At 57.2% G+C, this 26,828-nt stretch carries 26 protein-coding genes and 1 pseudogene; 6 read left to right on the forward strand and 21 right to left on the reverse strand.

Annotation, left to right across the window (positions count from 1 at the left end; all coding sequences use genetic code 11):
* Positions 1–133: 133 nt before the first annotated feature.
* The 13 genes from ftsH to ruvC all read right to left on the reverse strand — a co-directional run bounded on the left by ftsH (position 134) and on the right by ruvC (position 12,108).
* A complete protein-coding gene (ftsH, locus tag OA238_RS17530) occupies positions 134–2,053 on the reverse strand; it encodes an ATP-dependent zinc metalloprotease FtsH (protein WP_015496205.1) in 1,920 nt (639 codons plus the stop codon).
* Positions 2,054–2,138: 85 nt separating this feature from the next.
* The gene (tilS, locus tag OA238_RS17535; RefSeq protein ID WP_015496206.1) at positions 2,139–3,425 is read right to left on the reverse strand and encodes a tRNA lysidine(34) synthetase TilS; all 1,287 of its coding nucleotides are present in this window, start codon (positions 3,423–3,425) and stop codon (positions 2,139–2,141) included.
* On the reverse strand, positions 3,416–4,231 hold the full coding sequence (gene ybgF / locus OA238_RS17540; protein WP_015496207.1) for a tol-pal system protein YbgF: 816 nt from the start codon (positions 4,229–4,231) through the stop codon (positions 3,416–3,418). The genes tilS and ybgF overlap by 10 nt, the downstream gene beginning before the upstream one ends.
* A gap of 36 nt (positions 4,232–4,267) precedes the next feature.
* A complete protein-coding gene (pal, locus tag OA238_RS17545) occupies positions 4,268–4,795 on the reverse strand; it encodes a peptidoglycan-associated lipoprotein Pal (RefSeq protein ID WP_015496208.1) in 528 nt (175 codons plus the stop codon).
* A 92-nt stretch (positions 4,796–4,887) separates the two neighbouring features.
* Positions 4,888–6,210: a Tol-Pal system beta propeller repeat protein TolB gene (gene tolB / locus OA238_RS17550; protein WP_085982767.1), complete on the reverse strand. Its 1,323-nt coding sequence runs from the start codon at positions 6,208–6,210 to the stop codon at positions 4,888–4,890.
* Positions 6,211–6,307: 97 nt separating this feature from the next.
* Positions 6,308–7,429 (reverse strand): hypothetical protein, encoded by a 1,122-nt coding sequence (locus OA238_RS17555; protein ID WP_015496210.1) that lies wholly within the window; start codon positions 7,427–7,429, stop codon positions 6,308–6,310.
* 17 nt (positions 7,430–7,446) lie between these two features.
* Positions 7,447–7,923, reverse strand: a complete 477-nt coding sequence (locus tag OA238_RS17560) for an ExbD/TolR family protein (RefSeq protein ID WP_044037091.1) — start codon at positions 7,921–7,923, stop codon at positions 7,447–7,449.
* A gap of 3 nt (positions 7,924–7,926) precedes the next feature.
* Positions 7,927–8,601 (reverse strand): protein TolQ, encoded by a 675-nt coding sequence (tolQ, locus tag OA238_RS17565; protein ID WP_015496212.1) that lies wholly within the window; start codon positions 8,599–8,601, stop codon positions 7,927–7,929.
* A 114-nt stretch (positions 8,602–8,715) separates the two neighbouring features.
* Positions 8,716–9,105 (reverse strand): tol-pal system-associated acyl-CoA thioesterase, encoded by a 390-nt coding sequence (ybgC, locus tag OA238_RS17570; protein WP_015496213.1) that lies wholly within the window; start codon positions 9,103–9,105, stop codon positions 8,716–8,718.
* Complete coding sequence (locus OA238_RS17575) at positions 9,102–9,728, reverse strand: hypothetical protein (protein ID WP_015496214.1); 627 nt, start codon at positions 9,726–9,728, stop codon at positions 9,102–9,104. Before OA238_RS17575 ends, ybgC begins: the two co-directional genes overlap by 4 nt.
* Before the next feature lie 80 nt (positions 9,729–9,808).
* The gene (ruvB, locus tag OA238_RS17580; protein WP_015496215.1) at positions 9,809–10,843 is read right to left on the reverse strand and encodes a Holliday junction branch migration DNA helicase RuvB; all 1,035 of its coding nucleotides are present in this window, start codon (positions 10,841–10,843) and stop codon (positions 9,809–9,811) included.
* 3 nt (positions 10,844–10,846) lie between these two features.
* Positions 10,847–11,542, reverse strand: coding sequence for a Holliday junction branch migration protein RuvA (gene ruvA, locus OA238_RS17585; protein WP_015496216.1), 696 nt, complete (start codon positions 11,540–11,542; stop codon positions 10,847–10,849).
* Positions 11,539–12,108 carry a crossover junction endodeoxyribonuclease RuvC gene (gene ruvC / locus OA238_RS17590; RefSeq protein WP_015496217.1) on the reverse strand — a complete coding sequence of 190 codons (570 nt, stop codon included), beginning with the start codon at positions 12,106–12,108 and terminating at the stop codon, positions 11,539–11,541. Before ruvC ends, ruvA begins: the two co-directional genes overlap by 4 nt.
* A 331-nt stretch (positions 12,109–12,439) precedes the next feature.
* On the opposite strand from ruvC, the gene OA238_RS17595 reads away from it, so the two are divergent.
* Complete coding sequence (locus OA238_RS17595; RefSeq protein ID WP_044037093.1) at positions 12,440–12,637, forward strand: DUF1127 domain-containing protein; 198 nt, start codon at positions 12,440–12,442, stop codon at positions 12,635–12,637.
* Between the two features lie 56 nt (positions 12,638–12,693).
* Here the strand turns inward: OA238_RS17595 and OA238_RS17600 are convergent, their stop codons facing one another.
* The 3 genes from OA238_RS17600 to OA238_RS17610 form a co-directional block, all read right to left on the reverse strand.
* Complete coding sequence (locus tag OA238_RS17600; RefSeq protein ID WP_015496218.1) at positions 12,694–13,113, reverse strand: hypothetical protein; 420 nt, start codon at positions 13,111–13,113, stop codon at positions 12,694–12,696.
* Between the two features lie 119 nt (positions 13,114–13,232).
* Positions 13,233–14,105: a 50S ribosomal protein L11 methyltransferase gene (locus OA238_RS17605; protein WP_015496219.1), complete on the reverse strand. Its 873-nt coding sequence runs from the start codon at positions 14,103–14,105 to the stop codon at positions 13,233–13,235.
* Between the two features lie 3 nt (positions 14,106–14,108).
* Complete coding sequence (locus OA238_RS17610) at positions 14,109–15,341, reverse strand: MFS transporter (RefSeq protein WP_015496220.1); 1,233 nt, start codon at positions 15,339–15,341, stop codon at positions 14,109–14,111.
* Positions 15,342–15,417: 76 nt separating this feature from the next.
* Between OA238_RS17610 and OA238_RS17615 the strand changes: the two genes are divergently transcribed.
* Entirely contained in the window at positions 15,418–15,810 is a 393-nt protein-coding gene (locus tag OA238_RS17615; protein ID WP_015496221.1) for a DUF6958 family protein, read from the forward strand.
* Here OA238_RS17615 and OA238_RS17620 read toward each other — a convergent pair.
* Both OA238_RS17620 and OA238_RS17625 read right to left on the reverse strand, forming a co-directional pair.
* Positions 15,807–17,999 (reverse strand): primosomal protein N', encoded by a 2,193-nt coding sequence (locus tag OA238_RS17620; protein ID WP_015496222.1) that lies wholly within the window; start codon positions 17,997–17,999, stop codon positions 15,807–15,809. The genes OA238_RS17615 and OA238_RS17620 overlap by 4 nt on opposite strands.
* A gap of 7 nt (positions 18,000–18,006) precedes the next feature.
* Complete coding sequence (locus tag OA238_RS17625) at positions 18,007–18,648, reverse strand: LysE family translocator (protein ID WP_015496223.1); 642 nt, start codon at positions 18,646–18,648, stop codon at positions 18,007–18,009.
* Between the two features lie 153 nt (positions 18,649–18,801).
* Here OA238_RS17625 and fsa point away from each other — a divergent pair, with 153 nt between their 5' ends.
* The 4 genes from fsa (at position 18,802) to OA238_RS17645 (ending at position 22,052) form a co-directional block, all read left to right on the forward strand.
* Complete coding sequence (fsa, locus tag OA238_RS17630; RefSeq protein ID WP_015496224.1) at positions 18,802–19,455, forward strand: fructose-6-phosphate aldolase; 654 nt, start codon at positions 18,802–18,804, stop codon at positions 19,453–19,455.
* 205 nt (positions 19,456–19,660) lie between these two features.
* Complete coding sequence (locus tag OA238_RS17635; RefSeq protein ID WP_044037096.1) at positions 19,661–20,383, forward strand: DUF484 family protein; 723 nt, start codon at positions 19,661–19,663, stop codon at positions 20,381–20,383.
* Positions 20,383–21,303, forward strand: coding sequence for a tyrosine recombinase XerC (locus OA238_RS17640; RefSeq protein ID WP_015496226.1), 921 nt, complete (start codon positions 20,383–20,385; stop codon positions 21,301–21,303). The genes OA238_RS17635 and OA238_RS17640 overlap by 1 nt, the downstream gene beginning before the upstream one ends.
* A gap of 53 nt (positions 21,304–21,356) precedes the next feature.
* Positions 21,357–22,052 carry a CDP-alcohol phosphatidyltransferase family protein gene (locus tag OA238_RS17645; protein ID WP_015496227.1) on the forward strand — a complete coding sequence of 232 codons (696 nt, stop codon included), beginning with the start codon at positions 21,357–21,359 and terminating at the stop codon, positions 22,050–22,052.
* Between the two features lie 8 nt (positions 22,053–22,060).
* Here OA238_RS17645 and OA238_RS17650 read toward each other — a convergent pair whose 3' ends face one another.
* The 3 genes and pseudogenes from OA238_RS17650 to OA238_RS35145 all read right to left on the reverse strand — a co-directional run bounded on the left by OA238_RS17650 (position 22,061) and on the right by OA238_RS35145 (position 26,791).
* Positions 22,061–22,513, reverse strand: coding sequence for a methylated-DNA--[protein]-cysteine S-methyltransferase (locus OA238_RS17650; RefSeq protein WP_015496228.1), 453 nt, complete (start codon positions 22,511–22,513; stop codon positions 22,061–22,063).
* 49 nt (positions 22,514–22,562) lie between these two features.
* Positions 22,563–25,493, reverse strand: coding sequence for an isoleucine--tRNA ligase (gene ileS, locus OA238_RS17655; protein WP_015496229.1), 2,931 nt, complete (start codon positions 25,491–25,493; stop codon positions 22,563–22,565).
* 287 nt (positions 25,494–25,780) lie between these two features.
* A pseudogene (locus OA238_RS35145) lies at positions 25,781–26,791 on the reverse strand (integrase core domain-containing protein).
* Positions 26,792–26,828: the final 37 nt, after the last annotated feature.

Consider the following 26,828-nt stretch of genomic DNA (forward strand, 5'->3'; position numbering starts at 1 on the left):
CTTTGCGCGCGAACGTGGCGCGAAGTAGCCGCAGGCTCAAGCCAAATCTTGTGACATCGCGTATCAACGTCAGAACGAAAAACCCCCGAACCTTTCGGACCGGGGGCTGTTTTCGTATCAAAGTACCGTGGGTTTACGCCGACGGCTCCGGTTCCATGTCCCCGTTGCCCTTGGGCTTACGTGGTTTGGTCTTCGGGATCGCCGTAACCGAACTGCCGGACGCCGGTGGAATATCCATACCGTCATCGTCGTCATCGCGGTTCAACGTTTCGCCCGCCATCACGCGCTTGATCTCGGCACCTGTCAGCGTTTCGTATTCCAACAAACCTTGACCAAGGCGTTCAAATTCGACGTTCTTTTCCTTGAGAATTTCCATCGCTTTCTGGAAACCCGCCTCGATGAACGACTTAACTTCTTCCTCGATCATGCCCTTGGTATCGGCCGAGACTGAAAAACCACCTGTGTTGCCGGAATAGCCTTCATGGGCCTCAGAATAGTCGATGTTGCCGACCTTGTCAGACATGCCCCAGCGCATGATCATCGCGCGCGCCAATTGGCTGGCCTGCTGGATATCGCCCGCCGGACCATTCGACACCTGATCTTCACCGTATTTGATGACCTCAGCCGCTTTGCCCGCCATCGTCATCGCCAAACGTTGGTGACATTCATCGCGGAACATATTGAGCCGGTCCATCTCAGGCAGGCTCATCACCATACCCAACGCACCACCGCGCGGAATGATCGTGGCCTTATAAACCGGATCACATTTAGGCATCGTGATCCCAACCACCGCGTGACCCGCTTCATGGTAGGCGGTCATTTCCTTTTGCGCGTCGGTCATAATCATAGAGCGGCGTTCAGCCCCCATCATGATCTTGTCCTTGGCGGATTCGAAATCCGCCATCGCCACGAAACGCCGCCCCACACGCGCCGCAGTAAGTGCCGCTTCGTTCACGAGGTTGGCAAGGTCAGCACCCGAAAATCCAGGCGATCCACGTGCGATGATCCGCAGGTCAACGTCAGGGCCAAGCGGGGTTTTACGGGCATGCACACCAAGAATTTTTTCGCGGCCTTTGATATCTGGGTTGCCCACGGTGACCTGACGGTCAAACCGGCCCGGACGCAGCAATGCAGGGTCGAGCACGTCTTTACGGTTGGTCGCCGCGATGATGATGACGCCCTCGTTGGCCTCAAAACCGTCCATCTCGACCAGCAGCTGGTTCAATGTCTGTTCACGTTCGTCATTACCACCGCCCATGCCAACACCACGTGCGCGACCAACGGCGTCAATCTCGTCGATAAAAATGATGCAGGGCGCGTTTTTCTTGGCTTGCTCGAACATGTCGCGCACACGGGATGCACCGACACCGACAAACATTTCAACGAAGTCAGAACCGGAAATCGTAAAGAACGGCACACCTGCTTCGCCCGCAATCGCGCGCGCCAGCAATGTTTTACCCGTACCGGGAGGGCCAACAAGCAGCGCACCTTTGGGAATCTTACCACCAAGGCGCGAAAATTTCTGCGGGTTGCGCAGGAATTCAACAATCTCTTCTAGCTCTTCCTTGGCCTCATCAATGCCCGCCACGTCATCAAACGTCACGCGTCCGGACTTTTCGGTCAGCATCTTAGCCTTGGATTTACCAAAGCCCATCGCCCCGCCTTTGCCGCCGCCTTGCATGCGATTCATGAAATAAATCCACACACCGATCAGCAACAAGAAGGGTAGCAGGCTGACTAGGAATGTTGTCAGACCCGATTGCGTTTGCGACTCCGCTGTCAGCGTCACACCGTTGTCGAGCAACAGGTTCGTGACCTCTGCATCGGGTGGCAAGGTGGTTGAGTTGGTCCGGTTGTCGGACCCGCGATAATACAGCTTCTCACCGTCGATGCGGGCGTCTACGACTGCGCCGGCTTCAACCGCCTGCACAAATTCCGAATAGCTTTTTTCGTTGGTTTCCGTTGCGCCCTGTCCGTTGCCAAACAAATTGAACAACGAAATAACCAGAACGAAAAGCACGACCCAGAAGGCCAAATTGCGTGCGTTGCCCAAAGCGACACTCCTTTAGAAAAACATCTAGAACGCAAACCACAGGTTTGGTTTCCTCCCCACTAAGATAGAGGCTTGGGGTGTGAGTTCAACGGCAAAGCAGGAAAGATGCGAAATCCGCGACAATGCGCGCGTCAAATCCGCTTTGGTGCCCCGCAATCGGGGCCGCGACCAACGATTCGCCCTCAAATACCGCAGGGCTCGCCATAAGGGACCTGCGCGGCAAACCCACATCGCGCCAGTTTGGCACGTCTTTGATGGCGTCACCCAAAGCGCGTACGGTTAAATCACCTTGCGTATTTGCGCCTGAAATTTCGGATAACAACCAGCGATTGTCCCACCTAAGGTCGCGATTTCGGTTGGGCCACGACGTCGGAGCGGGCGTCGCGGCCACCTCGCGCGAAATCCGCCAATGGTCGTCTTCGACGCTGACCAGACATCCGTGCAATGTGCCGCCCTGCCCGTCTTGCGCGGCCTGCCACAATGAAAGCGTCGCGTCAGACCTTGGGGGATAATCCCCACCGCCAGCTCCGCCGCACCCGACTCCGCCACCTACAAAATGCAACGCGTGGCGAAACAGGCGGATCGCCACATCACCGTGGTTGGGCCACGTCGCCGGAAACACCACGTCACCAACGGATTGCGTGATATGGCTTTGCGCGATCATCGCCGCATAATCCGTCATTTCCCGCCGCGCCGCCTGCATGTGCGCGGCCGTCTGCACGAGGCGATCAGATGTGAGGCCAAGTTCGCCCAAAGCGTCCTGCATGCCGCGCGCTTTGACACGATCAAACCGCAAGTCATCGTTGGACGGATCATCCGACCATGTGACACCGTGTTCTGACAACCACGCCCGTAAATCCGCGCGGGTTTCTTGTAGCAGTGGTCGGCAAATCCGCAGCCCTGTCGGCGTAGCACCGACCGATTGCATTCCGGCCAATCCTGCCACACCTGACCCACGTGCCAAACGCATCAAGACCGTTTCTGCCTGATCATCATGGGTGTGGCCCGTCATGCAACACACATCTGCGGGCTGGTCAGCCGCCCACTGCGCGATTGCCGCCCAACGACCGATCCGCGCTGCTGCCTGAAGGTTGCCTTGACCGTCCCACTGCCAGTTCAAAACGCTGTGTTTTAGAGCCAAGTCTTCCGACTGCGCTGCGACCAAAGCCACCTCATCGGCAACGCCACGAAGCCCGTGATCCACCGTGATGACGTGCAAACGCGCGCGATCAATCGATCCCGCCGCAAGATGCATCAATGCTGTAGAATCACTGCCACCGGATACCGCAAGAACGACAAGCCCCGTGTCCCATGGATCAACCAATACCCCGTTGATCTGATCCCGAAACCGATCCCTAAGCGTTAGCCGCATCCCAAGCTTGCCATCGCTTGGCGTGCCTCACCCACTTTGGGTGCGCCAGGAAACCGTGTGCCGACTTCGCCCAATGTGACGCAGGCGTCCTGTTGTTGGCCTAAGGCAGCAAGGGATTGACCAAGTTTGGTCAGGGCAGCTGGGGCCAGTGGGCCCTCAGGATTACCGGAAAATGCGGCCAAATAGGCGCGCGCAGCATTCGTTGTCTCACCCATTTGCTCATAGGCTTGGCCCCGCAACAGATGTGCGTCGGCGGCTACTGGGCTACCCGGATAGGTCTCATTGAAGGTCGCAAGGAGGTCAACGGCGCCGCGAAAGTTGCCGGAGGCGAGCGCCTCCTGCGCCCGCGTAAAGTCTTCTTGTTCTCCAATCGCCAGCGACGGCCCGCCCGCCAAGGGCGTTTCAAGTGCGGGACCCGTGGGTTCTAGGTCAACACCACCAAGGCTCGGCGTGTCGCCAAGGGAGCCAATGTCACAGCCCGCCTCAAGTTCGCACAACCGAAATTCCAGATCGCCAATACGGTTGGTCCCATCACGGGTGATGCGGGTGATGCGAAATTCCAGATCTTCGGTTTTTGATGTCAGGCGGGTGAGTTCGGCTTCGATTGTATTTAGGCGATCCAGCGGCGTGGCCCCTGCGATCCCCTGCCCGGACTGTCCAGATGTAACCAATTCGCTGCGCAACGCATTCAGGTCACCATACAAGACGGACAGTTGGGTGCGGATATCTGCCAGTGTCTGATCCTGTGCAAAAGCCGCCCCGGGTGGGGCGGCCATTACGACAATAAGGGCTAGTGTTCTTAACATATCGTTCCCCCGAACGTGGCACATCGACGGATCGAATTAGCTATTTTGGCCGATGGAGATGATCGTCACTGCGCGGCGGTTCTGCGCATAACATGATTCTTCGGAACAGACCGCAAGGGGGCGTTCCTTGCCGTAAGACACCGTGCGAATACGGCTTGATGCCAATCCCCTGGAAATCAGATATTCGCGCACCGCATTGGCGCGACGTGCACCCAGTGCGAGGTTATATTCGCGCGTCCCTTGTTCATCGGCATGGCCTTCGATCACGGCCAGATAGTCGGAATTCGTAGACAACCAACCTGCTTGACCATCCAAGGTATTGCGGCCCACGGCTGTCAGCGTCGATGTGTCGACTTCAAACAGCACGCGATCGCCAATGGTCTGGCTGAAAAACTGCGGGCTGGACGGGTTGTTGACCCCATCAAGCGCAGATTGGTTGATATCGTTGGCCCCGTTTGCGCCATTAAGATCAACGGCATCAGAATTGTTGAATCTGTCGGCGTTGGTACAGGCACTTAAAGTGAGAATGCCGATCAGCAAGGCGAATTTAATAAAGTGTTTCATGGGTATGTCCCGTTATTCTTATGTGTGCTCGTTGATGCAGCTTAGCACGCCCGAATGAAATTGAGAATCGCGAATCCGTGATTGCCGATGTGTCATCTTTGCAACACCCCCCATGACGGGTCGGACCCGCCTTGCGGTGTGGTCACGCGGCGCAGGTTGCGACCCGTTATGTCCACTGAATACAATCCCGTAGTGCCGTCCGACCCTTGGGTTTCGCGTGCAAACATGATCACCCGCCCATTGGGGGCCCACGTCGGGCCTTCATCCAAAAATGACGACGTCAGCAGGCGTTCTTCGGTGCCGTCGGTGCGCATCACACCAATGTGGAACCGCCCTGATTCCTGCTTGGTAAACGCGATCAAATCACCGCGCGGCGACCACACGGGCGTCCCATATCGACCATTTTCAAAGGAAATGCGCTGCGGCTCGCCGCCATTTGCGGACATGACATAAAGTTGCTGGGTGCCAGAGCGGTCAGATTCGAACACGATCTGGGATCCATCAGGGCTAAAGCTCGGTGAGGTTTCAATCGCGGGCGTGTTGGTCAGACGCGTGTTCTGACCTGTCGCCAAGTCCGTGCGGTAGATGTCAGTATTGCCGCCATTAGCCAGTGAATAAATCACCTGCCGCCCATCACGGCTAAAGCGCGGACTGAATGCCATTTCGCCAGCCGCGGTCGTCATTTGCTGGCGCACGACAGTGGCGACATCCAAAATATTGATACGCGGAAATCCGCTTTCATAGCTCGTGTAAAGGATCCGATCCCCACTTGGCGAAAACCGCGGCGCCAGAACAATCGCACTGCTGTCGGTCAGGTATTGAACATTCGCGCCGTCATAATCCATGATCGCCAGACGCTTCGCGCGGTCGTCCTTGGGGCCGGTTTCCGCGACATAAACAACGCGGCTGTCGAAATATCCGGCTTCGCCTGTGATCCGGCTGTAAACGGCGTCGGACACCTTATGGGCCATGCGACGCCAGCCATCGGTTGTACCCGCAAATTGTAGCCCCTCACCCATTTCGCCGCCGCTGAACACGTCATACAGGCGGAATTTGACCGTCACCTGATTGCCGTTCACCGCCACCGCACCCGTCACCAAGGCTTGCGCATTGATGGCGCGCCAGTCAGGAAATGCAATCGCGCTGCCAAAACTGGCAGGGGTCGAAATAAACGCGGACGCGGGGATTTGACGGAACAGGCCCGTGCCATTCAAATCCTCAGTAATGACACGGCTGATGTCTGCGGCCATGCCCTCAGAGCCGGCAACTTCCGATTGGAACGTCGGCAATGCAAACGGCAAGGCCTCAATCACGCCGTCGCGCAGGGTCAACCGCAATGGTTCCTGCGCCGATGCGGGCGTTATGGATACAAAGGCGAGCATAATCGCCGCAAAAAGGGTCAAAAAATTGGTCATCATGTCGCCTATACTCACTGGATTGCCCGTAACTTCAACGGGGAGTTTTTCGGTGCGCGGATCACTGCGAAAAATCGGGATTGGGATCTGGCATATTTCATCGTTGGCGCATCGCTGTTGGATCGACCGTCAAAATGACCCGCTGCCACTGCGCATACTGATCACGCGGCAAATCATACCCAGTGTCACCGGAACACCGCAGCAAAGCACGCCGCGCCGTTTGTAGGGCAGCATCAGCGTCCGCCGCATTGCCACCAGAGAAATTATCAAGTCGCACGGATGCGGCAACGGGGCGTCCATCGGGTGTCATGTCAAAAACCATATCAATAATCGTGTTCTGTGCACCTGTGGACAATGTGCCAGTGTTCCAACAGTTTCCGATCTGGCGCAAAAATCCCGTTTTGTCGCCTTCCGACAACTGCCCCCCAGACAATCCAGGCGTCGGTGTGGGTGTCGACGTAGGTGTCGGCGTTTCCACGGCGCCAGCCGCAGCCAAAGCGGCCGCAACGGGATCAACAGCATCCTCAGTGGGTGTTTCTAAAACAGGCGCCGCCGCCCGCTGCGGCCGCGTTTGTGGCCGCGATGAAATCTCGGGCGCAAAACTTGGCTCTTCGGCTTCAGTCACAATCTGATCTGCAGCAGCCTCGGGTGCCGTGGTTTCCTCAGCTGGTTCAACAACGTCTTCTACCGGCGCGTCCACCTGTTCGGTCGCGGCCTGCGTCACTTCTGGTGCGACGGTGGCATCGGGTTCCGGCGGGGCGACGATTTCGGGTGCGACGCGCGGTGTAGCGCGCGGAACGGGGCGCTGGCTGGTGCCAAGCTCGGCGGACGGCGCGGGTGCGATGATCTGCGGCATGTCTGGAATGTCGGGTGCCACGTCTGTCACAACCGTTTCTGGCGCAACCAGTTCAGGCGCTTGGGGCGGTGTTTCGGCGGCTGGCGAAGCCACGGGTGTCGGAACCTCTGCCACCTCTGGCGGGGTCTCCTCCACGGGTGCGGGCGGCGTTGCATCCACCACGGGCTGTTCGATCGCTGCCGGTTCGCTGGGCGGTAAATCCGGCTGCACGCCTTGGGTCATCGCCGCAAAGTCAGCGCCGGACACGACCGACACATCCATCACCTCGAATGGGGGCGGATCAGACGACAGGCCCCAGCCCACGACCATCCACACGATGAAAACCGCGTGTCCCGTGCCTGAAAGAGTGGTTCCGATGCTCATTTAGGGCTCATCTGCGTTTACCCGTCTTGCCCATCCAAAGTGGGGCCACCAATGTCTGTCACCAGACCGATATTGTTGAACCCAGCCGCGTTCAGCGCCCCCATGATCTGTGCGACGTCATCCCACGCATTGGCCCCGTCCGCGCGCAAGTATATCCGGTCGCCGTCACGTTCCACCGCGATGCCTTGCAGACGCGCGATCAGGTCCGCGCGCGCCACGACGGTCGCTTGGATCATAACTTCGCCCTCTGCGGTCAGTGTGACTGTCAGCGGCTCTTCATCATCGCTTGGCAGTGCATTGGCCGCCGTTTCCGGCAATTGCACCGGAACGCCGACCGTCAACAGCGGTGCGGCAACCATAAAAATGATCAACAGCACCAACATCACATCCACAAACGGCGTGACGTTGATCTCACTCATCGGCATGGACCTACGCCCACGGCGACGCGCACGTCTACCGCCACCCTCGTCATGTTTGATCAACCCCGCGCCCACGGCTCAGGAATCCAACTGTCGGCTAAGAATGGTCGCAAATTCGTCGGCAAAGGCTTCGTAGCCGCTGACGACACGGTCTGCATCCGCGCTAAATTTGTTGTAATAGATCACGGCGGGAATAGCCGCCATCAGACCCAAACCCGTCGCCAAAAGTGCCTCGGCAATACCTGGGGCCACGACGGCCAGGTTGGTGTTCTGCTGCTCGGCAATCTCGATAAATGCGTTCATGATGCCCATCACAGTGCCCAAAAGCCCAATGAACGGCGCAGATGACCCAACCGTCGCCAGCACGGTCAATCCGCGCTGCAACCGTTCGGTTTCTTTGGCAATCGCCACGTCCATGGACCGATCAATCCGCGCTGTGGCCCCTGCAATCAATCCGCCGTCTTGTCGGTGCGACCTGCGCCACTCCAACATCCCAGCGGCGAATATCTTCTCGGACGGGCCCTTTGGCGTGGCACCGATGCGGTCGAAAAGTTCATCCAACGGATTACCAGACCAGAACGCCTCATCAAATACGCGGGCCTCGGCGCGGGCTTTGCGGTATTGAACCCACTTGTCCACGATCACGGCCCAGCACCACACGGATGCGATGATCAACAAAATCATAACGAATTGAACGGGGATGGTTGCGTGGGCAAACATGCCCCACATGGTGAAATCTGTAGCTGCTTCCATAACGCCTGCTCTGCTCTAACGGACCGATTTTGGCCTCTCGTTGCCACCATATGTAGCCCAGTTTGCAACCGATTACCAACAAAACGCGCGTAAACTGGCGATTTCGCGCAGTTTTCAGTTCAGATTTCGGCGAAAAGCCGCCGGAAGACGCGTTGGCGCGCCTGCCTCATTAATCGCAACAACCGTGACAAGTGCGCTGAACAACACCTCACCGCCGCGCTCAACCGTTTGGCGCACGATCCATCGCGCTCCGGTGACGGCCTCAACAGCTGTTTTCACAACCAATTCATCATCAAAGTGCGCGGGCGAGTAATAGTCCGCCTCGATATGGCGCACGGCAAACACCACACCCTCATCCCGTTTCAGCGCGACCTGATCTATGCCCATGTCACGCACCCATTCACTGCGGCCGCGTTCGATGAACTTCAGGTAATTGGCGTAATAGACGATACCGCCAAAATCTGTGTCCTCATAATACACACGCAAGGGGAACCGATGGGTCATTGCAAAACCTCAATCCGCGCGGCCAATCGCAACGCGTGACTTGGGTCGTGTGCAACAGCTGGCATCACCTTATCATAAACCGCACGGATCACGCCCGCGATATCCGGGCGCAGCACTGCATTGCCGCCCACCATCGCCAACGGCGACGCATCCCTGAACGCAAAATCCGACCACAGCACAATTGATTGCACGGCTTGCGACAACGCCAGCGTGTCGGCGGGGACCTCGCTGAGCTGGTCGTCCATGCGCAGGAATATGAAACAGGCCTGAATAGCACCTTGGTCATCAAACCGGAAAATCCGGTATTGGTTCGCGTCCGCCTGGTTCAACCGTACGACCAAGTCCGCCAATTCCGGCACCAATCGATCCAGATCAGGCACGGCCGATAAATCATCCCACTCACGGCAGAACAACATCATCACATTGGCACCCAACTCCGGGTCAGTCTCGGCCATTGTGTGACCTGCCAAAACGCACACCGCCTCAAACGCGCCCTTCAACAGGCTGATCGTCTCGTCCTCAACCCCGAAGATCACTGGCACAATCGGGCGCCCCCAACGAGCACACAGATACGCGCCGTCAGCACGGGTGAACAAAGGCTCTATTTCAGAATTATCCATCATAGCACTCTAGATAAGGGATTTGCGGCCAAGCGAAAGGTTCCCCCTTCATCTTGGCCAAAAAAACTCGCCCCGCAGGGCTCTTAGCAGCCAAACAAATCGCTTGGCGGTTTTGGGGCCGCCATGCCCAAATGCGTCCACGCCTTTTGCGCCAGCATGCGACCACGCGGGGTGCGTTGGATCAGGCCCTGTTGCAGCAAATACGGCTCAATAACTTCTTCCAGCGCATCGCGGGACTCCGACAACGCCGCTGACATGGTCTCGATCCCAACAGGCCCACCCTGATAATTCTCCGCAATCAACCTGAGGTATCGCCGATCCGCAGAGTCCAGTCCAAGATGATCCACCCCGAGCCGTGTCAGCGCACTATCGGCGATGGCGTGGGTCACAGTCCCGTCGCCTTCAACAATCGCAAAATCCACCACACGGCGAAGCAATCGCCCTGCAATACGTGGCGTGCCACGGGCCCGTTTGGCAATCTCTTGTGCGCCGTCCGGTGTGGCAGGCGCGCCCATCAAACGCGCCCCTCGCGTGACGATCTTGTGCAGTTCTTCAATGGTGTAGAATTCCAGCCGCGTCGGGATGCCAAACCGATCCCGCAGTGGCGTCGTCAGCAAGCCCATCCGCGTCGTCGCACCAATCAGCGTGAAAGGCTGCAATTCGATCCGCACCGTGCGCGCCGCTGGCCCCTCGCCAATCACCAAATCCAGCTCGAAATCCTCCAAGGCAGGATATAAAACCTCCTCCACCGCCGGATTAAGCCGATGAATTTCGTCGATGAACAACACGTCACGCGCTTCGAGATTGGTCAGAATCGCTGCAAGGTCCCCCGCCTTGGCGAGAACAGGCCCAGACGTCATGCGAAACCCGACACCCAGTTCACGTGCCATAATCTGCGCCAGTGTCGTTTTGCCAAGTCCCGGTGGCCCATGAAACAACGTGTGATCCATCGCCTCGCCGCGCATTTTGGCACTTTCAATGAACACCGCCAAATTGGACCGCGCTTCTGCTTGCCCGACGAACTCGGACAACATCTGCGGCCGCAACGCGCGATCGTTTTCACGCGGAATGTCCTCAGACTGACGTTCAGGCTCCAGCGATGGGTCAGGTTCGGTCATCGCTTACCCCTTCGGTGCCAGCAATTTCAGCGCAGCACGGATCAGCGTCGCCGTATCCGCCCCATCATTTTCGACCGCGGCTTGTGCCACAGCGCCAGCAGCATCGGACGGGCCATATCCAAGATTGCTCAAGGCTGAAAGTGTTTCAGATTGTGCAGCGCCATTGCCCGCAGCGGTGCCATCATAGCGGTCGACCACGGCGTGCATATCTGTGTCGGTCTCTGCGTCAGCAGATACCGACGCGCCCCCGCCCGCCGCAGGCGCAGCACCAGCTGCCGTTCCGGCCATCGCCATGACGCCGTGCGCCTTATCCTTCAAATCCAGAATAACCTTCTTGGCCGTCTTCGGCCCGACGCCCTTAGCCGTGGCCACTGCCGCCCAATCACCCATCGCAATCGATCGGCTGACACCATCTGCGCCCAACGTCCCCAGTATCGCCAAGGATGCCTTCGCCCCGATCCCTTGCACCGACATCAACAAACGGTGCCATTCCTTTTCGACCAAGGTCGTGAACCCGAACAATTGCAACAAGTCCTCGCGCACCAGCAGGTCGGTATAAAGCGAAACCCCCTCGCCGACACGCGGCAACGTCGCCATGACGCGGTCACTGACGAAGACGATATAACCCACACCTTTGACGTCGATCAGAACATGATCGATGGCACGATATTCCAGCCGTCCAGCGATGCGTCCTATCATGCTACGTTCTCCTTGCGCGCCGTCGGCACGACCTCCTTGCGCACCACTGGCACGACCTCCTCGCGCACTGCTGGCTTGACGACCTTCACTCTCGCCGACGCCGACTGCAAATGATGCGCATGACAAATCGCGATCGCCAATGCGTCCGCCGCATCCGGCCCTGCCAGTTCAACGCCCGGTAGTTGCAATTTTATCATATGCGCGATCTGTGCCTTATCCGCATGACCAACCCCGACGACTGCCTTCTTAATTGCGTTCGGGGCATACTCCCCCACCGCCAATCCAGCACGTGCCGGAACCAGCATTGCGATACCGCGTGCTTGGCCCAGCTTCAGTGTCGCCGCACCGTTAGAATTCACAAATGTCTGTTCGACCGCAGCGGCATCCGGCGCAAATTCTGCAATCACCGCGACGAGTTGATCATGCAGCGCCAATAAACGCTGCGCCAAGTCGCCCTTGCCAGACTTGCAAACGCCGTTGGCCACATGGGTCAAGCGTGATCCGTTCACCAAAATCACCCCCCACCCCATGTTCACCAGCCCTGGATCTATGCCCAATACCCGCATCACTGCCCTCTTTTTTTATTCACGTCCCAACCGCTTAGCACAAAAGGCGAACACCCGCCAATCCCTCATCGTCATTTTGGCCACAGAGGGCCGCCGCCCAATGGCCACAATTGAGGTCTGAAAACGTCATCCTGCGCCACGTCCACGACCTGCCTCCGCGTCGTTTCATACCTTATTTATAAGGCCAACGTGGTTACTTTCTGCCATGCAGCGGGCGCATATCACCCATGCCCAAATGGCTCTGGTACGGCGCAGAAAGACATCCTACCTGCGCCTTACGTAAAAGTAGATAGAACACAGCGCCCGCAAACACTCATTAGGAGATTTCATCATGGCCGCCATCGACTTCCGCACCGCAACCATAAAGAACGGTTTTTCAATTGTTTCCATGATCGCATCTGTGGTTTCCTGGAATGACGCACGCATGACGCGCAATTCGCTCAGCAAGCTCACAACGCGTGAGCTGGACGATATCGGCCTCGTACGTGGCGACATCGAAGCTATCGCAACCGGCGCTTTGATCCGCTAATTTCAGCCGTTTGGCGAAATTGACAGGCTGGACCTGTCGCAAACACAGACCCAAATTCAAAAGGCCGCGCCCCCTAAGAGCGCGGCCTTTTTATGTTCTTGGAAAGGAACGAAAATCGCGGCACCATGGCGCTTGAAGATATACCTTGTGAGATACCCGCCAATCGCCACAGTTACCGGTTCTTCTCGCATGATATACGCACCCGCCTGTTCAACCATTGAACCACTACGAAGCTCATCAACTTTCAGCGCATAGCCACCCGCACCCAACTGCGCGAACAACAACGCTTTGAATGCAACCAGCAGCGCGACAACAATCAGCGCGCCTTTCAGTGGGAAACGTGGCCGCACAAGCCGTGGACGTGACCGGATCAAACCATCGCGGCCGACACGGTGCACCACACCATTGCGGCGCATGCGGTTATGGGTACGCACAATCTTGTGCAGGCGTTTATCTAGGGAAGCATTAATCGTCATGGGACAGCCTAACGTACAAATTCGGCCCCCACCAAACGCCGTTAATTTCCCTCCCAAATGGGGCGAAAATGTGGCAAACTCCTAAAATTCGCGTAAAAACCGGCTCAAATGCGGTTTTTCTAAGTCTCTTGCCGAAGGGTTAACGTGGTCCAGTCAACAATCTCATCGCGATGGACCAGATTGAACCCGGAACGTGCATAAACCGCTATAATTTCGTCAGCCTGTTCATTCAAAAGCCCTGACAGAATCGCGAATCCCCCTTTTTTGGCATATTTTGCCATATCAGGCGCAAGCATCATCAGCGGCCCCTTAAGGATGTTTGCAAATATCAGATCAAATGGCGCAGCGTCGGCCAGTGCAGGATCATCAAAACCCGCCGCCGTGACACAGACCACCGCATCACCCATGCCGTTGGTCGCCATATTCACAACAGCCACCTCAACGGCGACTGGATCAATATCGCTGGCGATGACGTTTGCATCCGTGGTCTTGGCCGCCGCCATCGCCAGCACCGCAGTGCCGCATCCAACGTCGGCCACATCGCCAAATTCCTCCCCGCCGGTAAGCAAGCGGTCAAACGCCCGCAGACAGCCCAGCGTCGTGCCGTGGTGCCCTGTACCAAACGCCATCGCGGCGTCGATCAGCAGGCCCACACGACCATCGGGCAGCAAGTCGACATCGTGGGATCCGTAGACAAAAAACCGCCCCGCCTCGACGGGGGGTAACTCGCGTTTCACATGGGCGACCCAGTCGGTTTCCGGCAACTCACTGACCACAAACGGCTTGGCACCGAACGTCGCGCAGAGCAACGCGAGCGACGCGCCATCAGGTGCGGCCTCAAAATAACCGCCAACCTCCCACAGTCCGCTGTCGTCTTCGACTTCAAAAACTCCAACACCCGTTGGTGCAGGCTGCATGCCCTCCATCGCGTCGCTCATGGCTTGTGCGGCAGGTTTGCCCATCATTGTGGTCAGTGCTGTAAATGTCGTCATGGTCTACTCCGCAGGGTGTGGTGCACGCTGGCGCGCAAAAATTGTCTCATTACCTTCAACCGGATGGCGCGGGATCATCAGCGCCAGCCCTAGCGACACAATCGCCATTCCTGCTGCCGCCAGAAACACCAGTTGCGGCGACGCCAGCCACAAATATCCCAAACCCGCTGGCAAAAACACGGCCGCAATATGGTTAATCGTAAACGCGACTGCTGCCGTGGGCGCAATGTCCCCGGGGTCGGCGATCTTTTGAAAATAGGTTTTCAGGGCCAGCGCAAGACTGAAGAAAATATGGTTGAAGATATAAAGCGCCGACGCCAGAACCACCCCCCAGCCAAAGAAATACAACCCGCCATAGAGGAAAAAAATCACCGCCAGCCCGACATATTCAAACACCAGCGCGCGACGTTCGCCAAAGACCGCAACCGCTTTGCCGACCAGCGGCGCGGACACCATGTTGGCCATTAGGGTTATCAGAAAAAGCGATGTGACCTCATGCACTGCAAAGCCGAACTTCTCAACCATCATGAAACCCGCGAAGACTACGAAAATCTGACGCCGCGCGCCGGACATGAATTGCAGCGCGTAATACAACCAATAGCGTTTGCGCAGAACGAATTGCTTGCGCTGCGGGTTGGGCGATTCAAATTGCGGATAGGCCAGCAGGCAAAACATGCCAACGCAGGCCGTCAACCCGCCCGACAGCCAATAGACGATGGAATACGACAGATCGAACGCCTCCCACGTCAGCACGATCAGCACATAGGCCAGAAACGTCGCAGCCGAACCGGCCGCGATGATCCAGCCCAAAGTCTGCGGCGCACGGGCCTTATCGATCCATTGCAATTGCAACGACTGGTTCACAGTTTCGTAATAATGAAAGCCAATCGAACTCAGCATCGTGATGGTCAGGATGCCACCCATACTCGGGAACTGCGCCGTCAGCGCCGTAGCCACGCCAAGCATTACCAAGGCCACAAGCCCAAGCACCTGTTCTCGAAACATCATCAGCAACACGATCACGCCGACCGCCAGAAACCCCGGAATTTCACGCACGGTATGCAGCCAACCAATGTCGGAGCCATCAAAATCCGCGACCTCGATGACAAAATTATTCAACAACGCCGACCACGTCGAAAATGCGATTGGCATCGCTGCTGCCATCAAGAACAACAAGGTCACGGGTCGGCGCCAAAACGGCAGGGTTTGGGCGTCAGAGAGGGAGATGGTTTTCATCCAAATAGCGTTACCCCTGCCCGCCAGAATTGTCGAACCCAGAATTCCGTGTAAATAGAAGTGCGGTGGAAACAACATGAAAAATCTATGCGAAGACATGGTCACCGTCGAAAATGTGAACACACCGGGCAAGACAACTCAGCTCAACACGGTGAAATATCACGCGGTCCGCGACGCAATGTTGCGCTTTTTGGCGAAAGACGCCCCCAGCCTCACATTTGCTGAGATAAAATTCGCCGCCCTAACGCATCTGCCCGAGAACATGTTTCCGGGTGGCGATAAACTGGGCCGATGGCAAGAATCCGTGCAGCTCGACTTTGAGGCCAAAGGCGTGATCAAACGCGCCACCACCAAACCCCTGCGCTTCTCTCTCTTAACGCCGTCATTGCTTCAACAATATCCCGGGGGGGGTCGCATCGCGACGGGGGCTGGCCCCCTCTTACTTCGGGGTCAATACACATTCACCTAATAGAAACTTTGGGGATCAATATCGATCGCCATACGCAACTCGCCGCGCAGTTTGAACTGCGCCGCCCACGCCACAAGCGCCTGTTGTAGCGGCGCGGATTTTTCTGCCTTCACCAACAACCGCACACGATGGCGTCCGCGGATCCGCGCGATCGGTGCTGGCGCGGGACCGTAAACCTGCGCGCCGATTTTGCGCAGCGGGCCGTCCATACGGGCCATTTGCGTGCCCAGATCGAACACCTCTTGCACGTTGGGCGAACTCAACACGATCCCCGCCATGCGCCCATAGGGGGGCACGCCCGCCGCGCGGCGCTCCGCCGCTTCGGCCGTCCAAAACGCCTCTTCGTCACCGCCTAAAATAGCGCGAATAACCGGATGTTCGGGCTGGAACGTCTGCAACACCGCCTCACCCGCGATCTCGGCGCGCCCTGCACGTCCCGCAACCTGACGCATCAGTTGGAACGTGCGTTCGGCGGCCCGCAGGTCTGACCCTTGCAGGCCCAAATCGGCATCGATAACCCCCACAAGCGTCAGTTTTGGAAAATTATGCCCCTTGGCGACCAATTGCGTGCCAACAATCACGTCCGTCTCACCGCGTGCGATGCTTTGGATATGTTCCTTCAGCGCCCGCGCAGACCCGTACAAATCTGAACTCAAAACCGCTACCCGCGCGTCCGGAAACAGCGCTTGGGCTTCTTCGGCCATGCGTTCCACGCCGGGACCCACAGGGGCCAGCTTGTCGACCGCCTCACAGGACGGGCACACCGTCGGCATCGGTTTGGTTTCCCCACATTGATGGCACATCAGGCGCTTTAAAAACCGGTGTTCCACCATCGTCGCGTCACAATCATCACAGCCAATCTGATGGCCGCACGCCCGACAGATCGTAACAGGGGCATAGCCGCGACGGTTCAAGAACAGCAACGACTGCTCGCCCCGCTCCAACCTTGCTTCTACCATTTTCTGCAATGTCGGTGACACCCACCGACCACCGGGCAAATCCTCAATCCGCATATCAATCGCGGACATCTTCGGCAGCACGGCCGCACCATATCGCGACGCCAAAGTCACGCGCGCATACTTACCAGCTTCAACGTTCGCCCAGGATTCTAACGACGGCGTCGCGGACGCCAAAACCACCTGTGCTGCGTTCAGTGACGCGCGCAACACCGTCATATCACGGGCGTTATACAGCACCCCGTCCTCTTGTTTGTAGGACGTGTCGTGTTCCTCATCCACGACGACCAGCCCCAGATCGCGAAACGGTAAAAATAAAGCCGAGCGCGCGCCGACGATCAGTTGCGCATCGCCTTGCCCGACCATGCGCCAGCAGCGGCGCCGTTCGGTCATCGTCACGCCGCTGTGCCATTCGGCGGGCTTGCAGCCAAACCGCGCTTCGACCCGTGTCAAAAATTCAGCCGTCAGTGCGATTTCGGGCAACAGGACCAAGGCTTGGCGGCCCTGACGCAAACATTCTGCGACGGCTTCCAGATAGACCTCGGTTTTGCCGGACCCTGTGACCCCCTTCAATAGCGTGGTCCCGTAAGTGCCTGACCGTACAGCCTCGCTCAATATTTTGGCACCAACCGCCTGATCGTTGGTCAATTCCTTGCCGCCACGGTCGGGATCAAGCCGTGGGTATGGCACATCGCGCGGCGCGTCTTCTTCGCTGACCGCGCCCAGTTTGACCAATCCTTTGACAACGGACGTCGTGACGCCAGCAGACTCCGCGATCTCCTTAAGGGTGAATGCAAGTCCGCCGTAATCGCGCAATACCCCAAGAACTTTAGCGCGCGCATCGGTCATTCGTGTGGGCTCGTCCGTCCCCAAACGGTAAACCTTGCGCATGGATGGCGCATCGCCAAGCCCCGGTGCGCGGGTTGCCAAACGCAGCATCGCGTTCATCGGGGTCAGTGTATAATCAGCAGCCTTGATCAAAAACTGCCGCATCTCATCAGCCATGGGTGCAACATCAAGCACACGAATCACGCTGCGCACTTTTTTGTAGTCAAAGTCGCCTTTACCCGCCCCCCAGACCACGCCAAGCACCTTGCGCGGGCCAAGCGGCACCTCGACAAACGCGCCCAAATGGCAGCCGCCTTCCGGGGCTTTGTAATCAAGGGTCCGATCCAGCGGCTGCGTCGTCAGCACGCCCACCAGATCGCCCTCATGAAAAAACTCTTGCGTCATTGCCGGTTCATACCGCTTTGCGCAAAGTGGCTGTGAGCACACCCATGCCAATCAAAACGCTCCCACCCAGACGGGTCATCCACGTCAATACGAACGGCTTGCGGATATGCGTTCGCAACCGATTAGCCAGCAGGGCGTAAAACAGCGCGTTTAACACTCCAAGACTGACGAACGTTGCGGTCAGGATCGCGAACTGGGGCAAAAGGAACGCAGCTTGATCGATGAATTGCGGCACGAAGGCGATGAAAAATACGATTCCCTTAGGATTCAGCGCCGTCACAATCACGGCATTCCCAAAGACCCGCGATGCAGGGATCACCGTGTCCTGTGCCGTCTCTGCAATCCGGATTGCACTGCCGCCATTTATAGGGGACCGGATCATCCCGATGCCCATCCACACCAAATACGCCGCCCCCAGCCATTTCACGACGCCAAACAGGACAGACGATGCCAAAACAAGCGCGCCCAAACCCGCCAAACAGGCCACCATAGCGATCAAATCACCAAGGCCAACGCCAAGGGCCGACGCCACAGCGACCCGACGCCCTTGGGTCAGCGCATAAGTCAAAACCAACACAACAGTCGGGCCGGGAATGACGATCAACGCCACCGACGCGGCGACAAAGGTCATCCAGATTGAAAGGTCCATGGGAGTCTCCTGCTGCCCGCCCGAACTGTATTAGACACCTGCATCCAAGTGCACACAACCGCCCCTTCCCGTGCGCAGCACTTTGCGGTATGTCAGCCACGAACCCCGTTAGCCCTAACATCAGCCCCCCAATCTTCAACAGGAGCCAGACCCATGAAATTCTTCGTAGACACCGCAGACGTCGCCGCCATCAAGGAACTTAACGACCTCGGAATGGTTGACGGCGTCACCACGAACCCGTCGATCATCGCCAAATCGGGGTTGAACATCCTCGAAGTTACCAAGGAAATTTGTGACCTTGTCGATGGTCCCGTCTCTGCCGAGGTCGTCGCCACAGACGCCGAACAGATGATCGCCGAGGGCCGAAAGCTCGCCAAAATCGCCGACAACATCGCCGTCAAAGTGCCGCTGACATGGGATGGCCTCAAGGCCTGCAAAGTGCTGTCGGATGAAGGCAACATGGTCAACGTGACGCTTTGTTTTTCTGCCAACCAAGCGCTGCTGGCGGCTAAGGCCGGCGCGACATTCATCTCACCATTTATTGGCCGCCTTGACGACATCAACCTCGACGGGCTGGAATTGATCGAAGACATCCGCCTGATCTATGACAACTACGGGTTCGAGACACAGATCCTGGCCGCCTCCATCCGCAACGCCAACCACATGTCCGAATGTGCAAAAATCGGCGCGGACGTTTGCACGGCACCGCCGAATGTCATCAAGGCCATGGCGAACCATGTGCTGACGGACAACGGCTTGGCCGCATTCCTTGCCGACGCCAAAAAGGCGAACATTAAGATCGTTTAAGTCTGCACCTTGCGTTCGGGTGCTGGCGGGGGGGACGACCCCTCGCCAGCACTGACGCAGGCCTCTCGGGATGTTATTGACGCAATAACAAGCAGGGCGTCACATCAATGCCGCCCTGCAACACTTTGTATCAACATTAAATAATCCTAGCAGGATCGGACCTGTGTCTGCTAAACCCTGTTTCAAGCAATGAGATGAGACAAGTATGAGTAGCGATCCACTTCTGAACGCCCCCATTTTGACTGACGATGTCCGGTCCAGAATTATGTCTGACCCAGCCGCTTTGCTGGAAGATAAGGACATTATGCGCGCACTTGTTGCCGCGAACGAAAAAACCATGGGCGGTAATATCGTCGATCTGCGCGGCATCGCGATGGAACGGCTTGAGGCGCGCCTTGATCGCCTTGAAGACACCCATCGCAACGTGATTGCCGCAGCGTATGAAAACCTTGCCGGAACCAACCAGATCAACCGTGCTATTTTGCGGATGATGGATGCGACCCAGTTTGAACCTTTCTTGCGCGAACTGCGCGGGGAAGTGTCTGACATCTTGCGCGTCGATGCGGTGCGCTTGGTGCTGGAATCAGCCGTGCCGGACGCCGATCCTGCGGTATCGCGCCTTGGCGATGTGCTGTCGGTTGCCGAACCGGGCTTTGTACGCGACTACATCACCCATGGCCGCGCGACCCCATCACGACAGGTGACGCTGCGCCAAGTCCGCACGGACGACACAACCATTTTTGGCGACAAAGCAGACTACATCCGCTCAGAGGCGTGCATGCAGCTGAACCTTGGTGAAGGCCGCCTTCCGGGTATGTTGATTTTCGGGGCCGAAGATCCGCACCAGTTCACACCACAACAAGGCACTGATTTATTGACGTTCTTTGCTGGCGTTTTTGAACGGGCCATGCGGCGTTGGTTAAGCTGATGATCTCACCTGCCATGTCATCCTCTTTGGGCGACTGGCTGGATCATCAACGCGCCTTGAACGGGGCAGCGGCGAACACCATAACTGCCTATCAGACCGACCTTTTGGGATTTCTGAACTTTATGACCACCTATCACGGTGAAGCGCAGGGCTTGGGTCCGATTTCGCGGATCACTGTCAGCGATATGCGGGCATGGATGGCGTCAGAACGTGGCCGCGGGGTTGCGGCACGATCCTTGGCCCGTAGCCTGTCAGCGGTAAAATCGTTCTATCGCTGGCTGGCGGATCGTGAAGGGTTTGAACCCACTGCCGTGTTGTCGACCCGATCGCCCAAGTTTCAGAAAAAACTGCCCCGCCCATTGGCCGTTGACGGCGCGCGCGCCATGATCGACACGGTTGAATTGCAAGCGCGTGAGCCGTGGATCGCCGCGCGCGATGTCGCAGTCGTCACCCTGTTGTACGGCTGCGGTTTGCGGATATCCGAAGCGCTTGGCCTGACCCCCACCGACGTGCCTTTGCCCGCAACGCTGCGCATCATCGGTAAGGGGGGCAAAGAACGCCTCGTGCCGGTGATCCCCGCCGCACGCGCCGCCGTGAATGCCTATCTGGACGCTTGCCCGCATCAGTTGACAGCCGATCAGCCGATCTTTCGCGGCAGCCGTGGTGGTCCACTGTATCCCAAGGCCATTCAGAACGTCATGGCAAGTTCGCGTATGCAGCTAGGTCTGCCAGCAACGGCCACGCCGCACGCCATGCGCCACAGTTTTGCGACCCATCTGCTCAATGCCGGTGGTGATTTGCGATCTATCCAAGAATTACTTGGCCATGCATCCCTGTCCACAACCCAAAGCTACACGGCGGTCGACACAGCGCGCCTTATGGAAGTCTACGATGCGGCCCATCCGCGCGCTGCCGGATAATCGCGGTCTAAACCTCACTTGCCCTATCGCTGCCATTGGGTCATGACATTTAAATGAATGCACAAGCCAAAGCCCTCAGTGTCCACTTCCTGACCGCCACCGGCGCGGTCTTTGCCATGCTGGCCATGCTCGAAGCGATCCAGAAAGACTGGTCATCCATGTTCGTCTGGCTCATCGTGGCGTTTGCCGTTGACGGGGTCGACGGCCCACTGGCACGCCATTACAACGTCAAGCGATACGCGCCACAGTTCGACGGCGTGTTGCTCGATCTGATCATCGACTACCTCACATATGTGTTCATCCCGGCCTATGCGCTGTATGCATCCGGCCTGATGGATGGCTGGTCAGGCTGGGCGGCGATCATCGTAATCACCTTCGGCTCGGCGCTGTATTTTTGCGATACACGCATGAAAACTAACGACAATTCCTTTTCCGGCTTTCCGGGATGCTGGAACATGCTGATTCTGATTTTGTTCGCGCTGTCACCGCCGTGGTGGGCCTGCCTGATCCTTGTGGCAGTTCTTGCGGTGGCGATGTTCCTGCCGATCAAGTTCATCCACCCTGTGCGCACCGACCGTTGGCGCGTGGTGTCCCTGCCGATGGCCTTGGCTTGGACCGTCTTTGCAGGCTTTGCCGCTTGGGAAGGGTTCGACCCCATCGCGTGGGTCTTTTGGGGCTTGATGATCACGTCAATCTACCTGCTTGGCGCAGGCGCGCTGCAGCAGGTTTTGCACGGGCAAGACGGATAACGCGACCACTAAATCAGAAAGCCGCCCGCGCGTTCATGGCGCAGCAATGCGACTTTGGTTTCTACGCCGCCTTTGCCAGAAAAACCTGTCAGCCCCTTGGCCCCCATCACGCGGTGGCACGGGATAATCACGGGCACAGGATTGCCACCACAGGCTGACCCGACGGCTTGCGGCGATTGCTTTAGCGCTTTGGCAATATCGCCATAGGTAACGGTCTCACCAAATGGTATCGCGGACATCTGGCTGCACACCGCGCGCTGAAAATCCGATCCACCGACCCGCAGTGGCAAATCAAAAACCTCCAACCCGCCCGCATCATAAGCCCGCAACTGATCCGCGGCCTCGCGCAGCAGCGGCGTTTGATCCAGCCCCGCGCCCTCCCAATCCACACGCACAATCGAGCCGTCGTCTTCCCAAAGGGTTAAGGGGCCAAATTGCGTAGGAACGGTGAGGCTGGGCATGTCCCACCCTCACCAATTTTTAGCGCCTAAGCAATCCGAATCCTGCGCTTTAGCCCAGCGCAGTTTCACACCGTGCACAAACACCAGAATGGCTGTGCGTGCCAACATCAGGCAAGGTCTTCCAGCAGCGTTCGCATTTGGTGCCGTCCGACAGTGCAAACACCACGCCAACGCCTACGGTGTCGTCCAAGCTGAACGCACCATCAGGCGCCGCGCCCTGCACGATTGTGATCTGGCTGGTGATGCACAGGTCCGCGAACGTTTCGGAGTTGGTGATGATCGCCGCCAGTTCCTCGCTCAGATATACAGTCGGTGACGCTTCAAGTGACGACCCGATGACCTTGGCCGTGCGCTGTTCTTCCAGCGCGCCTGTCACTACGCGGCGCACTGCGCGCACGGTTTCAGACCGCACCGCCAGTTCATCGTCGCGCCACGCATCCGGCGTGTCCGGAAAATCAACCAAATGCACCGATGTGTCTGGCCCGTTGCGTTCCAGCCAGACCTCTTCCATCGTGAATGTCAGGATCGGGGCCAACCAAGTCGTCAGGCGCGCATACAGATGATCCAGTACCGTCAGCGCCGCGCGGCGGCGATCCGTATCCCCATCACAATACAGCGCATCCTTGCGGATATCGAAATAGAACGCCGATAAATCGAGCGTCGCAAAATCGAAAATCGCACGGAACACGCCCTGGAAATCGTACTTGGCATAGCCCTCACGCACGACACCATCCAGCACGGCCAGCTTATGCAGGATCAACTGCTCAAGCTCAGGCATATCATCGCGCGCCACAGCCATCGACGCCTCAAAATCACCGAGCGATCCCAGCATATACCGCACCGTATTGCGCAAACGGCGATAACTGTCGGCCACGCCTTTCAGGATTTCGTCCCCGATGCGCTGGTCATTGGTAAAATCAACCTGCGCCACCCAAAGCCGCAAGATATCCGCGCCATATTGCTGCACGATCTTTTCGGGCACGATGGTGTTGCCGATGGATTTGGACATCTTCATGCCCTTCTCATCAAGCGTAAATCCGTGGGTCAAAACCCCGCGGTACGGCGCGCGGCCAATGGTGCCACAGCCCTGCAACATCGATGAATGGAACCACCCACGGTGCTGGTCGGTGCCCTCAAGATACAGATCGGCCAACCCGTCTTCTGATCCATCTTCGCGGTCGCGCAATGTAAACGCATGGGTCGATCCGCTGTCAAACCAGACGTCCAGAATATCCATGACCTGATCGTAGTCATCATGGTTGTGATCGCCCCCAAGGAACTGCGCCTTCGCGCCGTCCTTGTACCACGCATCCGCGCCCTCAACTTTAAACGCCTCCAAAACCCGTGCGTTTACCGCCGGATCACGCAGCAGATAATCGTCGTCCGTCGGCGTAGCACCCTTACGCGTGAAACAGGTCAGTGGCACGCCCCACGCACGCTGACGTGACAGCACCCAATCGGGGCGCTGTTCGATCATCGCATACAGGCGGTTGCGCCCCTTTTGCGGCGTCCACGTCACCAATTCATCAATGCTGCGCAACGCCCGTTCACGGATCGTTGTGCCATATGTGTCCTGCCCGTCGCCAACCGCCTTATCAACGGCAGCAAACCACTGCGGCGTGTTGCGATAGATGATCGGCGCTTTGGAACGCCACGAATGTGGATAGGAATGCTTGATCTTGCCACGCGCCAACAGCCCGCCAACCTCGGCCAGCTTCGCCATGACAGCGCCGTTCGCGTCGCCCTCCCAATCGCCCTTCTTGGCCTTCTCACGCAAAATGCGTTTGCCGCCAAAGAACGGCAGGTCTTCGCGGAAACTGCCGTCGTCCATGACGTTGTAGGTGATGACTTGCTGCAACATCCCAAGGTCACGATACAGCTCGAATTCCTCCATGCCGTGGGATGGGGCGCAATGCACAAACCCAGTGCCTTCGTCGTCGGTCACAAAATCGGCGGCACGGAAATCACGCAGATCATCCCATTCGCCGTTTGAGCCTTCAGACCCTGCGAGGGGATGTTGCAACGACAAGCCGGACAATTCATCAGTGCTCACATCACGCACACGAGTCCAATTGCTCTCCTCAAGTCGCGCTTTGGCAAACACGTCCGCCGCCAGCTTATCAGCCAGCAAGAACCGCTCACCCACATCAGCCCAACATTCGTCCGGCGTCGATGTGACCTCATACAATCCGTAGGTATAATCCGCTCCAAACACCACCGCCTTGTTAGACGGAATCGTCCACGGCGTCGTCGTCCAGATCACGACCTTCGCATCTTTCAAATCACCCTCTGTGGCCACGGCAAACTTCACCCAAACCGTAAAGCTATTCTTGTCATGATACTCGACCTCGGCCTCGGCCAGCGCTGTTTGCTCCACCGGTGACCACATCACAGGCTTGGACCCTTGATACAGGGTGCCGTTCATCAGGAATTTCTGAAACTCCTCCGCGATGACTTTCTCGGCGTGGAAGTTCATCGTCAGATAGGGATCAGCCCAATTGCCGGTAATCCCCAGCCGTTTGAATTCTTCACGCTGGATATCGACCCAGCCAGTCGCAAATTCACGACATTCCTGACGGAATTCCACCACATCCACGGCGTCCTTATCCAGACCCTTCTCGCGGTACTTTTCCTCGATCTTCCATTCAATCGGCAGACCATGGCAATCCCATCCGGGGATATACCGCGCATCTTTGCCCATCATCTGCTGGGACCGCACGACCATGTCTTTCAGGATTTTGTTCAGCGCGTGCCCGATATGCAGATGCCCGTTTGCGTAGGGCGGTCCATCGTGCAGCGTAAACGCCTTACGCTCTTCAACTTTCGCCTTGTCGCGCAACTGGCCGTAAACGTCCATCTCGGCCCAGCGCGCCAACCATTCGGGTTCGCGTTTCGGCAATCCGGCCCGCATCGGGAAATCGGTTTTCGGCAGGTTCAGCGTGGACTTATATTCGGGGGTATCGGTTGTATCGGCGCACATGTGAGGCGTCCTTCGGGTCAGTCATTTCATAAAAATTTTTATTGAGCTTCGGTGCGGATCAAACAGACACCTTTCATCCGACGCCTGTGTGGGTCACAGCGCCGGCGATATAATTCGAATAATCTGGATCACGCAGGGGGTCATATCCGGCTTATAGGCACGCCAGCCGCCGTGGTAAAGTGCGCCATTGATCCAACCGCTCGCCTACGGCATCAACACTGCGGTGTGCAGTTGCGTACATATGCCCAGTGTACAGGTTGTGTGTATAGGTTCAGGTGTTTTGAGACTCACACGACTTTGGCCTGAGTGATTCGAATGTACTCCATTGGTGTCTTGCCTTTCAAGGCATGATGAGGCCTGAATGTGTTGTATTTATCGACGGCTTTTCGAAGTTCAAACCGCATCGCTCCTATGCTGTCGGCAATGAGATCACGACATGCATAGAACTCTTCGCGGAAGGTGCGGTTACCGCGCTCGACACCACCGTTGTATTTTGGCCTTGCTGGCGGCAGCACAATGAGCGGGATCTCCATCTGTTCGCACGCTGTCTCAAAATCGGCCATAAACTCAGACCCGCCATCGACTTGAATTGAGATGATCTTATAGGGAGCTATTTCCACGAGTTCTTGCAAAAACCGTTTGGCAGAGCGTGCCGTGGCATTCGAATAAACTTGCGCGTGGATATGCTTGCTACACCTCTCCTAGGCTTGAAAGTGTTTGCACGTGACGCCGTTCTTCGTGGCAGTCATATGATCGATCTGCACACGCTCGCCAACCACAATATCTTTGTAATCCCTATATTTCCATCCCTTGGCATGCCCCTTGGAAAAATTACGCTTGCGCTTTTGGGGCGCAGATCTTGATCGTGTGATCAGGCCTTTTTTCCTTAGAAAGCTCAAAATGCGCCCCACGGTGCTATCGCTCATGGTTTGCTTTTTGTCGCGACGCAAGATGGCCCCTATTTTCTCCTTACCGTAGGTTTCATTGTCGCGGCGGGCCTCAAGCACCAATTGCTTTTCTGCCTCGCCCCACTGTGACTTGTTGCAGCGTTTGGGAGCCTTTGAAGGCGGTATGATTGCCTGCGCCAAATCCTTCAAAATACGCTTGTGACGGTAATATGTCGCGCGCGAGATGCCGACGAATTCAGCGCACTTTGATAGAGAAACGCCCTCTGTACGTAAGTCGTCCCATTGCCGAACCTGACCTTCGTATTTGATACGGTACACGTCCAAACATTCTTGTGTCCGCGCCCAAGCATAAAGTTTATAAACGTTCTTGTGCAGTCCGATGATTTGCATATTGGCCTCGTGAGCTGGTTTCTTTCAATTCTCAGTC

It is taken from the genome of Octadecabacter arcticus 238, assembly GCF_000155735.2.
Lineage (GTDB): Bacteria > Pseudomonadota > Alphaproteobacteria > Rhodobacterales > Rhodobacteraceae > Octadecabacter > Octadecabacter arcticus.